The 11,107-nt window shown below is 63.6% G+C and carries 9 protein-coding genes; 4 read left to right on the forward strand and 5 right to left on the reverse strand.

Features of this window, described 5'->3' with window-relative positions:
* The first annotated feature begins 35 nt into the window (after nt 1-35).
* Nucleotides 36-2,432 carry a beta strand repeat-containing protein gene (locus KBB96_RS02165; protein WP_211631844.1) on the forward strand — a complete coding sequence of 799 codons (2,397 nt, stop codon included), beginning with the start codon at nt 36-38 and terminating at the stop codon, nt 2,430-2,432.
* A gap of 2 nt (nt 2,433-2,434) precedes the next feature.
* On the opposite strand, the gene KBB96_RS02170 is transcribed toward KBB96_RS02165, so the two are convergent.
* Nucleotides 2,435-3,457 (reverse strand): endonuclease/exonuclease/phosphatase family protein, encoded by a 1,023-nt coding sequence (locus KBB96_RS02170; RefSeq protein WP_211631845.1) that lies wholly within the window; start codon nt 3,455-3,457, stop codon nt 2,435-2,437.
* 4 nt (nt 3,458-3,461) lie between these two features.
* A complete protein-coding gene (locus KBB96_RS21140; RefSeq protein ID WP_211631846.1) occupies nt 3,462-3,737 on the reverse strand; it encodes a Sec-independent protein translocase subunit TatA/TatB in 276 nt (91 codons plus the stop codon).
* Between the two features lie 181 nt (nt 3,738-3,918).
* Here KBB96_RS21140 and hrpB point away from each other — a divergent pair, with 181 nt between their 5' ends.
* On the forward strand, nt 3,919-6,507 hold the full coding sequence (gene hrpB / locus KBB96_RS02180) for an ATP-dependent helicase HrpB (RefSeq protein ID WP_211631847.1): 2,589 nt from the start codon (nt 3,919-3,921) through the stop codon (nt 6,505-6,507).
* 20 nt (nt 6,508-6,527) lie between these two features.
* The gene (locus KBB96_RS02185) at nt 6,528-7,091 is read left to right on the forward strand and encodes a hypothetical protein (protein WP_211631848.1); all 564 of its coding nucleotides are present in this window, start codon (nt 6,528-6,530) and stop codon (nt 7,089-7,091) included.
* A gap of 41 nt (nt 7,092-7,132) precedes the next feature.
* On the opposite strand, the gene KBB96_RS02190 is transcribed toward KBB96_RS02185, so the two are convergent.
* From KBB96_RS02190 to KBB96_RS02200, 3 genes are read right to left on the reverse strand one after another with little or no spacing between them, the layout of a single operon-like run.
* Entirely contained in the window at nt 7,133-7,279 is a 147-nt protein-coding gene (locus KBB96_RS02190; protein ID WP_211631849.1) for a hypothetical protein, read from the reverse strand.
* Between the two features lie 18 nt (nt 7,280-7,297).
* Nucleotides 7,298-9,187: a ferrous iron transporter B gene (gene feoB / locus KBB96_RS02195; protein ID WP_211631850.1), complete on the reverse strand. Its 1,890-nt coding sequence runs from the start codon at nt 9,185-9,187 to the stop codon at nt 7,298-7,300.
* A 37-nt stretch (nt 9,188-9,224) separates the two neighbouring features.
* Nucleotides 9,225-9,479: a FeoA family protein gene (locus KBB96_RS02200; protein ID WP_211631851.1), complete on the reverse strand. Its 255-nt coding sequence runs from the start codon at nt 9,477-9,479 to the stop codon at nt 9,225-9,227.
* 195 nt (nt 9,480-9,674) lie between these two features.
* On the opposite strand from KBB96_RS02200, the gene KBB96_RS02205 reads away from it, so the two are divergent.
* Complete coding sequence (locus KBB96_RS02205; RefSeq protein WP_226373625.1) at nt 9,675-11,072, forward strand: ROK family protein; 1,398 nt, start codon at nt 9,675-9,677, stop codon at nt 11,070-11,072.
* Nucleotides 11,073-11,107: the final 35 nt, after the last annotated feature.

Below are 11,107 nucleotides of genomic sequence, written 5' to 3' on the forward strand. Positions count from 1 at the left end.
GGCGTGCAATTTCGCATCGCACTGCATCCGTATCCATGAAGTCTCGTTTTCTCCCCCTGTTTGTCAGTCTCGCGTTCAGCGCGGAAACCCACGCGGCCAACATCACCTGGGATATTTCTCCTGGCACGGTTGGAGTCGGCAATGGAACCATCACCGGAGGCACCGGAAACTGGGACCTCGCGACCGGTAATTGGACGACCGATGGCGGCGCCAACAACTTCGCCTGGGATAATACCGCCAACGCGGCGGACACGGCCATCTTCGGAGGAACCGGCGGCACGGTGAGCATCGCCTCCGCCATCAACGTCCGCGGTCTGAAGTTCAACGTCACCAGCTACACCCTGAGTGGAGCGGGATCATTGGCATTCGGAGCTTCCCAAGGATCGATCGATACCTCCGCCTTGGGAACGGGCAGCAGTACCACGACGATTTCGACCGCGCTCACCGGTTCCGCCGGGGTCACGATCAACGCCAATGGCAACACGACGTCCTCGGGGGGCGGCAGCACCGGCCGGTTGGTGATTTCCGGAACCAATACCAGTCTGACCGGCGGCATCGCCATCACCGGCGGCCTGGTGAATTTCGGCAGTTCGTCCGCAGCAGGCAGCGCGGCCACCACGGCGGGCAGCGGCAATGCGATCACGCTCAGCAACGGCGGCGGTATCTACAACTCCGCCGCTCTCACGCTGGGCAACAACATCTCGCTCTCCACGGGCGGTGGGACGCTGCGTTCCACCAGCGGAAACGCGCTGACCTTGAACGGTGTGGTCTCCGGTTCCGGCGGTTTCAACAAGACGGACTCCGGCACGGTGGTTCTCAACAACCTGTCGAACACGCTCACGGGAGCGGTGGCGGTGCAGGCCGGCACGCTGCAACTTGGCAGTTCGTCGATCACCGGCACTTCCACCTATGCCTTCACCGCCAATACGCTTTCGGTGGCCAGTGGAGCAACGCTGAGCCTCAACAGCGCCTCGGGCAGCACGATCACCGTCACCCGCAATTTCGCGAACCTGACGGCTCCGATTTCCGTCACCGGCGGAACCATCGCATTCGTCCAGACGAACAACACGACGGACACGTTCAATGCGGCCTTGGATTTCTCCGGGACCAGCACGGTCAGTCTGACTGCATCAGCATTCAGTGGTCATACGGTGAACCTCACCCGCGCCATCACCGGCAGCTCAGGCACGCTCACCTTCACTGCCACCGGGGGAACCGGGCGCAACTTCACCATCAGCAACGCCAGCAACAACTACACCGGTGGTTTCATTCTCGGAAGTGCCGCCGCGTCTTCCATATTCAACCTCAACACGGCGATTGGAACTTCGGACTTCACGATCAACAACGCCAACTGGACGGTCAATCTCTCGAACGCGGCCCACACGTTCAAGAGCCTGAACAGTTCCGTGAACGCGGCGATCAATGGCGGAGGTGCCTCCAGCGTCATCAATGTAGGCTCCGGAAATGGCACCGATTCCTATGCGGGTCGTTTCACCGGAACGCTTGGAGTGGTGAAGAACGGCACCGGCACGATGACGCTTTCCGGGGCGAACACCCACAGCGCCACCACGGTTTCGAACGGCACGCTGGCCATCTCCGGTTCCGGCACCCTCGGATCATCGACCGCCGCGCTGGCGGTGAACGGAGCTTCTTCGGTTCTCAATCTCGGGGGCACTTCGCAAACGGTGGGAGCGGTCACGCTTGGCGGCGGCACGATCCAGAACGGCACCCTCACCGGCACGTCCTACACTTCCACCGGCGGCACGGTTTCCGCCAGCCTTGCGGGCACCGGCAATTTCTCGCAGTCCTCGGGCACGACGACGTTGACCGGTGTCAACAGCTACACCGGCACCACCACGGTTTCCGGCGGAACGTTGATCGTCAATGGCAGCCTCGCCAACACCACCACCACCATCGCAAGCGGAGCCACGCTGGGTGGCGGCGGCACGATCGGCGGGGCCACCACGATCCAGAATGGTGGCAATCTCTCACCGGGCAATTCGCCGGGGATCATCACGTTTTCGAACGGCCTGACCCTGCAGGCCGGGTCGAATCTCAACTGGCAGTTCAACGGCGACACACTGGCCACGCGCGGCACCGACTACGATGGCGTGGATGTCACCGGTGGCACCCTGTCCTTGGAAAGCGGTTCCATTCTCAATCTGCTGGCCACCGGAACCGACTACACCGCGTCCGCGTGGGACAGCAACCGCAGCTTCAAGATCATCGACGTGATCGGAGGTGGCAGCTACGATGGAAGTGGTAGTTTGACGCTGGTGACCACCGGTGCAGGAGATTTCGCTGCGGAAGGTGCCTGGGGGCTGACCTATGACACCACCGGCGTGACGCTCAACTGGACCGCCGTTCCGGAACCCTGCACCGCGTTGCTCGGAGGTCTCGGGCTGCTGATGATCCTGCGCCGCCGGCGCTGAGATCACTCCAGCACCATCATCACCGGCCGGTGGTCGGAGGCCTCCCCGCAGGCGGGTTCGTCCACCACGCGGGAGGCTTTCGCATCGACCTCGGGTTTCAGGGTTTTACTGACCATGATCCAATCGAAGCGGGAATAGATGTCCTCATAGTCCCAGTGCTGGGTCCATGTCTCACCGTGTGAATCGGCCAAGGCCAGTGGAGTGAGTGAGTCCTGACGATTGGCTCCACCCTGGAGGGTCTTCACCACCGTGCTGGCCTTGGTGTCGTTGAAATCGCCGTAGGCGATCAAACGGGTGGAAGGGGCCGCGGCGAGAATGCCTTCGATGTGATCGCGCAGCAGATGCCCCTCGCTGGCCCGCATCTGCTCCTGATCTCCCTCCTGTACATCGCGCTTCGATTTCAAATGCGCGCCCAGGAAGCGGTAGTCTTTTTCATTCACACGCACGGTGGCATCGAGAATGCCGCGCTGCATGCCGTAAGTCCTGCCGTTCAGAAGGTAGCTGGTTTTCGAGGGCTTGACCGTGGCGGTGATGGGAAATCGTGAAAGCAGGGCGAGGTGGCGGATGGGATCGGCACCGCCGGCATGGTGGACGTGCGGCAGATCGATTCCGGCCGCCTTGAGCCGGGTTTGGAGTTCGGCGAGGTCGGAGGATTCACCGATCTCACACACGCCGAGGATGTCCGGCTTTGTGGCGGCCAGCACCGCGATCACCGCCTGCTTGGCCTTTTCCGGCTTGGTGCCGTCGGTGGTGGCCTTGCTGCCTGGATAGCGGTTGCGGTCCAGCCAGTTCTCCACGTTGTAGGCCACGAAACGGACCGGGCCGTTGGTGGCGTGTTCCTCCGTCTTCGGTCTGGGCGGAGGTGTGGTCGCCGTGGTGGATGGGGAGGAGGGCGCTGCATCCGTCCAATCCGGCGTGCCTGCGGACTTCTTCTCACAACCGCCGGAAAGCAGGCACAGCGTGGAAAGCAAAAACGCCCCGAGGAGTCCCGGAGCGTTGATGCGGTTGGAAATCCGGAAGAACATCCGGTCAGGCGTCGGTCGTCTCCTTTTTGACAGGCTCTGCCACGACTTCGACGGGGGCCTGAGCCTGGGGTTCCGTGCGGGGCTCCGTCTTCTGGGCTTCCTTGACACGGACTTCGTCCGCAGCGCGGGTGATCTCACGCTCGAAATCATCGCGGGCCTTCTTGAATTCGCCCATGCTCTTGCCGATGCCGCGGGCCAGCTCCGGAAGCTTTTTCGCTCCGAAGAGGAGCAGAATGACGATGAAAATCAGAATCAGTTCAGGTGTGCCGAGCGGTCCCATGGTGGTGTGAAGTCGGGAGGAAACGTAGTGGTGGGGGGAGGACTTGCAATGGATTTATCAACTCCGGAGCATGTCGGTCCCCGGGTGAAAAACCGGTGTGGAGACGGGCTTTTGTTCAAGGAAAGCAGGCCTGCGATCTTTTTCGATTACGATTCCCGCCGGTTTCCGGCAAACCCGGGCCGTGTCGCTGCCTGTTTTCGAAATCGAGTCCGCACTCCGCGCCGCCGTCGCCAAGCCGGAACGCGCCCGTTTGCTGCTGAAGGCTCCCACGGGCTCGGGCAAGTCCACCGCCGTGCCGGGCATGCTGGCGGATGCCGGAGTCGCCGGGAAGATCGTGGTGATCGAACCGCGGCGCATGGCCGCCCGGCTGCTCGCCGGATGGGTGGCCAAGCTCCGTGGCACGCAACTCGGAGCGGGAGTGGGCTATTCGGTCCGCTTCGACAGCCGCTATGGCCGGGATACGAAGATCGTCTATGTCACGGATGGCGTGTTCCAGCGCTGGCTCCAGGATGATCCGGAGCTCTCCGACGTAGGGGCGGTGGTGTTCGATGAGTTCCATGAGCGCCGTCTCGCCGTGGATGTGGCGCTGGCCCGTTGTCTCGATCTACAGGACGGCCGCCGTCCTGATCTGAAGGTGCTGGTGATGTCCGCCACCCTTGAAACCGCCGGACTAGCCGACTACCTCGCTCCCGCCGAAACCTTGGAAGCAGGTGGCCGGACTTTTCCCGTGGAGGTGCTGTACCGACCCGAACGTGCGCCCCAGCACGATCGCCGTGGCGGGGCGCCGCGTGAAACTCCGGTGTGGGAACGCATGGCGGCGGTATGCCGGGAGGCCATGGCGATGCCGGACCCGGGGAACATCCTGATGTTCCTCGCGGGTACGCATGAGATCCGGAAGACCATCGAGACGCTGCAGAACAGTTCGTTTTCCCGCGGTTGGGACGTTTTTCCGCTCTACAGCAGCCTGCCGCCCGCAGCCCAGGAGGCCGCCATCGCACCCGGATCGCGCCCGAAAATCATCGTGGCCACCAACGTGGCGGAGACCTCGCTGACCATTGATGGCGTGAGGACTGTGATCGATTCCGGACTCGCCCGCGTGGCATCGTTCGACCCGCGCCGGGGCATCGATACCCTTCACATCAAGAAGATCTCCCGTGCGTCCGCTGAACAGCGTGCGGGTCGCGCGGGTCGTACTGCACCGGGCCGCTGCCTACGGTTGTGGAGCGAGGCGGAGCATGCGCGGCGCGAGGCCTTCGAGGCAGCGGAGGTGCGGCGTGTCGACCTGGGCGAATGCGTGCTGCTGCTGAAGGCGGCGGGTGTTTCGGAGATCCGCGCGTTCCGATGGTTGGATGCACCGGCGGAAGATTCGCTGCAACGCGCCGAACGCCTGCTGCACGACCTCGGCGCTTTGGATGCGCATGGCGTGCTCACGGATGAGGGAAGGAAGATGGCGGCGCTGCCGCTGGAGCCGCGTTTTTCCCGGCTCATGCTGGCGGGGATGGAGCACGGTTGTGTGGCGGAGACCGCCTTCATTGCCGCTGCTGTGCAAGGGGAGGGGATCTTCAGCAGTCGTCCGGGCAGTGCGAGCCGGAAGGATTTCATCTTCGCGGAGGATGGCAGCGACTTCGCCGGTGAATGGCGGGCATTTGAATCCGCGGAGGCGATGAACTTCGATCCGCAGCGGTGTTCGCAACTCGGCATCCATGGCCGTGGCGCCCGTGAGGTGGCGCAGGGTTTCGACCGGCTCGCAGGGCTCGCCAAGCGCGCCGGATGGGAGTGGAATGCGATCGATTTCCGCGCCAATCGCGAGCGGGTGGCGAAGGCCATGCTGGCGTCCTTCAGCGACCGCCTCGGCATCCGTCTGGGACAGGGGACGCTGGCGTGCAAGATGGTTGGCAACCGCAAGGGCAAGCTCGATGAGGATTCGTGCGCCCGTCATGCTCCGGCCTTTGTGGCGGCGGAAATCACCGAGGTGGAGGCACGGGAGATCATCGTGCATCTGCGCCGTGCCACCGGCATCGATCCGGAGTGGTTGCGCGAATTGTTTCCGGAGGACTTCGCCCTGACGGATGGCGCTTCCTACGATGAAACCCGTAGAAGGGTGGTCGCGCGGAAGGAAACCAAGTTCCGTGATCTGGTGATCGAGGCGAGGGAGAGCGATCATAACGTCAATCTCGATGCCGCGGCGGAGATTCTTGCCGCGCGCGTGCTTTCCGGCGAACTGGTGCTCAAAAACTGGGACGCGCAGGTCGAGCAATGGACCGCGCGCCTTGCCGGTCTTGGCAAATGGATGCCGGAGCTGGAGATGCCCGGTTGGTCGGACGAAGACCATGCCGCCGCCATCGCGCAGATCTGCCATGGGGCGGTGGCTTACAAGGACATCAAGGAACGTTCCGTGTGGCCGGTGCTGCGCGAGTGGCTCAGTGGACCGCAGCGTGCGGCGCTGGATTCCTACGCTCCGGAGCGCATCAATCTCGCCAACGGCCAGTCCGCGAAAATCACCTACGAGCCGGGCAAGGACCCGTGGATCGCGGTGAAGGCCCAGCACCTTTTCGGGGTTTGGGAAACGCCGGCCATCGCTTCCGGCCGGGTGCCGCTGGTGGTCCACATCCTCACGCCCGGTCACAAGCCGTGGCAGATGACGAAGGATTTAAAAAACTTCTGGGCCGGAGGCTACGCGCAGATGAAGAAGGAAGTGGCGGGGCGTTATCCGCGCCATCCGTGGCCGGATGATCCGAAGGCTTGGCTGGCCTCGGGTGGCAGGAAGTGACAGCCTGCTTTCCGATTCCCATGCCGCGCATCCTGTTCCTGCTTTCCCTGTTGCTCATCGTTGCCGCCATCCTGGTGCGCAGTTGGCATGGGAAGCGCATCATCGCCGGATACGGCGGACGCCGTATCCGGGTGAATGCCGCGGGCTGGCAGAATCTTTTCGGCGAGGAGGTGAAAGCCCCCGCCACGGAATCCTCAGCGGCCGAGTGTGGTCGCGCGCTCCGCGAGGCGGCGCTGGTCCAGTGGGAGAGGGACAATTCAGCGGCGTCCCGCGGTCGCGAGGCGGCCCGGCGTTTCGGCCTTGGGGTGCCGCCGTTCACGCTGGTGGTGGTGATCTTCGCTTGGGCCGTGGCGAAGCTGCCATTCTTCACTGGCATCGCGGTGGTGTTCGCGGCCACGGCCTTGGCGGTGATGTTCGGGCTGGCTTCGATCGGGACGGAACTGCGTGCGGTCGCGGCTGCCACGAAGCTGGCGCGGGCGCGTCACATTTTCCCGCGTCAGGAGGATGAAGAGGCAGCCATCGCCTGCGCCCGGGCCGAGGTGTGGATGCACACGCTCCCGCCGATACTACGATGGTTCTCGTAGTAACTCCGGCACATGATTCCTCCCGGACGGGGGATCGCCGCTTACTTCTTCGCCACGGGGGATTTCCCGCAGCCGCAGTCTTTTCCGCAGCCGCCACCGGCCTTCTTCGGGCCGAGCAGCCGGAAGCAGAAGATCAGCAGCGTGACGGCGACGATGCCGAGCGCGACGATGGTTTGCCAGTGGGGCATGGGAGGCAGGAGCGGGGTTCAATGAAGGCCGAGCAAATGCCCGCCTTGGTAAACGATCAATGAGGCCACATACGCGAAAACGCTCATGAACGCAAATTGTCCGGCCGCCCATTTCCAGGAGCCGGACTCGCGTGCGACCACTGCGGAGGTGGCCAGGCACTGGAGCGCGAAAACGTAGAATACCAGCAGCGAAACCACCGACAGCGGTGTGAACAGCGCGCGGCCATCAGGCCAGGTGGCCTGGGTGATCTGGTCGCGGAGGTTCGCGCGGTCGGCTTCTTCATCCTCGCTCTCCTCCACGTGGAAGATGACGCCCATGGTGGTATTGAAGGTTTCGCGTGCGGCGAAGGAGGTGAGGATGGCGGTGCCGGTGCGGCCATCAAAGCCGAGCGGCTTCACCACCGGCTCGATGAGCGCGCCGACGCGACCGATGGCGCTGTGCGCAAGCTGCTCGCCCTTGTCCTCACTGTCGGTCTTCGGGAAAGTCTGGAGCGCCCACAGGACAATCGAAATGCCGAGAATGAGCGTGCCGGCCTTTTTCAGGAAGGCCATCGCACGGTCGCCGACGTGACGGAAGATGTAGCTCCATTGCGGCCCACGGTAGAGCGGCAGCTCCAGCATGAAGTGGTTCGGTTGCTTGTCCGGGCCGAGCCGGCCGCGCAGCACGCGTGCCACGACGAAGGCGGAGAGAGTGCCCAGCACGTAGAAGCCGAACAGCACCGCCGCCTGTTTCCACGAGCCTTCCTTGCCATCCAGCAGCAGCGGAACGAGCAGGAAATAGACGGGCAGGCGCGCCGAGCAGCTCATCCACGGCGCGACGAAAATGGTAACCAGGCGCTCTTTGGCCGAGTCGATCGTGCGGGTGGCCATGATGCCGGGGATGGCGCAGGCGTAGGAACTGAAGAGCGGCAGGAACGCCTTTCCACTCAGCCCGGCCTTCGCCATCAGCCCGTCCATCAGATAGGCCGCGCGCGCCATGTAGCCGGAGCTTTCCAACAGGCCGATGAAGAGGAACAGCAGCACGATCTGGGGCAGGAACACCACCACCGCGCCTACGCCCGGAATGATCCCGTCCACGATCAGCGAATGCAGGTCACCCTCGGGCATTTTCGTTCCGATCCATTTGGCCAGATCGCCGATGCTGCCACTGATGAGGTCCATCGGGATCTTCGCGAACGAGAAGATCGCCCAGAAGACCGAGAACATGATGAGGATGAAGGCCAGCCAGCCGAACACCGGATGCAGGAAGAAGCGGTCGAGCTTGTCGGACAGTGTCTGCTGGTGCTCGCCGGGACGGCGTGCCGCCAGTTCGCACAGGCGGGCGACCATGTCGCGCCGCGCGGTTTCCGGATCCTCCGCACCATCCAGCCACGGGCTTTCCGCCGGAGGAGGGAAGGGGTGGCTCATGGCCTGCTTCAGATCAACCAGGCCTTTGCCGGCATTCGCCTGGATCGGTACCACCGGCACATTGAGTTCCTCGGAAAGCTTTGCGGGGTCGAGGCGCAGGCCCTGCTTCTCCGCCACATCCACCATGTTCAGGGCGATCACGACAGGCACGCCGAGTTCGATCGTCTGGAGGACGAGATTGAGCTGTCGCTCCATGCTGGAGGCATCCACCACGCAGATGGCGAGATCGGGCTTCGGCGTGCCTTCCAGTTCGCCCATCAGCGCGTCGCGGGCGATTTTTTCGTCCGGAGAGGTGGAGCGCAGCGAGTAGCAGCCCGGCAGATCCAGAATCCGCAGTTTCTGGCCGTGGGCGGTGAACATCTCCCCCGATTTCACGGCCACCGTGACCCCAGCGTAGTTGCCGACATGGGCGGCTGACTTGGTCAGAGCGTTGAAAAGAGTCGTTTTCCCGGCGTTGGGATTGCCCACGAGGGCGACGGTTTCGAGGGAAGGTGCGGACATCGGGAAAAATGGGGGCGCGGGAGAGGCGCGGCTCGGGTCAGGAAACGGGAGCCACCAGCACCTGCTCCGCCAGCTCGCGGCTGATCGCCATGCGGGTGCCGCAGACCGAACAAATCAGGTTCCGGCCACCGGAAAGCTTGCGGACCTGGATTTGCTCGCAGAACCCGAGATCGCGGAGGCGGTCGCATGAAGGACCGCTCAACAGCTTGATTTGCAGATCACAGCCCACGCTCGCCTGGTTCAGCGTCATCGCGCTGTCCGCGGCTAGGTCGTTGGCGAGCGCTCGTGGCATGGGGTCGGGGAAGGATCACCTATTGAGACGCTGTTGCAATACGAAAATCCGGCCCTCTAGGTGAATTTTCAGCCTTATTTCGGACACCTCCTCCGGGTGGCCGGTGGGGTGTGCAGACCGGTAAAATGCACGCCTTTCCACTTGGATTTCCCTTGTCCTGTCAGCACTCTCTCCGCGATCCATTTGTTTTAATCCATGTCATTGACCGTCTCTCCTCAATTCAAGCCGGTGCTCGATCCCGGTTTCGTCCCCGCCGTGTTGTGGAACCGCGCCTACGCCGCCAAGGTGGCGAAGGACTCCGGCGCCCGCACCCTCGATCTCGCGCTCGTCCGCCAGGATGGCACGGCCTTCCGCTGGTCCGGCAAGATCCTCTCCGCCGGTGGTGAAAACGACGCGTTGACCATCAAGTATGTCGAGCGCCTCACCAAATTCCTGCTCTGGCAGAAGGGTGGCAGCCGCTTTCTGATCGCCGGTGCTCCGGATGTCGCCGCGGCGCTGACCGGAATTTACGCGCCGGAAGGCCTGCGCAAGTTCGACCGCGAGTTCATTGGCACCAAGATTTTCGGTGAGCCGATCACGATCACCGCCGTGGCCTCTGTAGCCGATCTGCCGGAGGAAAACGGCGGCGTGATGACGCTGGGCCGCAATCTCGGCGGCTGCCGCATCGGCTTCGACCTCGGTGGCTCCGACCGCAAATGCGCCGCGCTCATCGATGGCGAGGTGGTGTTCTCCGAGGAAGTCGTATGGGACCCGTACTTCCAGAGCGATCCGCAGTATCACATCGAGGGCATCCACGATTCGCTCCAGCGCGCCGCCGCGCACCTGCCGCGTGTCGATGCCATCGGCGGTTCCTCCGCGGGCGTTTACGTAAACAATGAAGTCCGCGCAGCCTCGCTCTTCCGCGGCGTCAGCGAGGAGGATTTCGAGAAGCACATCCGCGGCGTGTTCTTCACACTGAAGGACCGCTGGGGTGGCATCCCCTTCGAAGTCGTGAATGACGGTGAGGTCACCGCGCTGGCTGGTTCGATGGGCCTCAATGCCAACCGCGTGCTCGGCGTGGCGCTCGGCACCTCGCAGGCCGCCGGTTATGTCGATGGTGAGGGCCACATTCTGCCGTGGCTCAACGAACTGGCCTTCGCGCCGGTCGATTACCGCGATGACGCTCCGGCCGATGAGTGGTCCGGCGACATCGGCTGCGGTGCGCAGTATTTCTCCCAGCAGGCCGTCGCCCGCCTCGCTCCCGCCGCTGGCTTCGAGTTCGGCAAGATGCCGTTCCCGGAGCAGCTCGTGAAGGTGCAGGAAGCGATGAAGGAAGGCGATTCCCGCGCCGCGCAGATCTATGAAACGATCGGTGTCTGCTTCGGCTACGCCATCGCCCACTACGCCGAGTTCTATGACATCGCGAACCTCCTCATCCTCGGTCGCGTGACTTCCGGCGAAGGCGGCCAGATCATCATCGACGAAGCGGAAACCGTGCTCGCCAACGAGTTCCCGGAACTCCGCATCAAGCTCGTGGTGCCGGACGAGAAGACCAAGCGCCACGGCCAGGCCGTCGCCGCCGCCAGCCTTCCGCCCGCCGCTGCCGCGGTTTGATCCCCGCGCTGTTTTTCGAACACCCCGTCCGGTCC

The sequence above is a fragment of the Luteolibacter ambystomatis genome, assembly GCF_018137965.1.
In the GTDB taxonomy this organism is placed as follows: domain Bacteria; phylum Verrucomicrobiota; class Verrucomicrobiia; order Verrucomicrobiales; family Akkermansiaceae; genus Luteolibacter; species Luteolibacter ambystomatis.

Coding starts and splice junctions, on each gene's coding strand:
- KBB96_RS02190 (WP_211631849.1), bottom strand. CDS start 7,279: ATGCCCCACTGGCAAACCATCGTCGCGCTCGGCATCGTCGCCGTCACG.
- feoB (WP_211631850.1), bottom strand. CDS start 9,187: ATGTCCGCACCTTCCCTCGAAACCGTCGCCCTCGTGGGCAATCCCAAC.
- KBB96_RS02170 (WP_211631845.1), bottom strand. CDS start 3,457: ATGTTCTTCCGGATTTCCAACCGCATCAACGCTCCGGGACTCCTCGGG.
- KBB96_RS02200 (WP_211631851.1), bottom strand. CDS start 9,479: ATGCCACGAGCGCTCGCCAACGACCTAGCCGCGGACAGCGCGATGACG.
- KBB96_RS21140 (WP_211631846.1), bottom strand. CDS start 3,737: ATGGGACCGCTCGGCACACCTGAACTGATTCTGATTTTCATCGTCATT.
- KBB96_RS02205 (WP_226373625.1), top strand. CDS start 9,675: ATGTCATTGACCGTCTCTCCTCAATTCAAGCCGGTGCTCGATCCCGGT.
- KBB96_RS02165 (WP_211631844.1), top strand. CDS start 36: ATGAAGTCTCGTTTTCTCCCCCTGTTTGTCAGTCTCGCGTTCAGCGCG.
- KBB96_RS02185 (WP_211631848.1), top strand. CDS start 6,528: ATGCCGCGCATCCTGTTCCTGCTTTCCCTGTTGCTCATCGTTGCCGCC.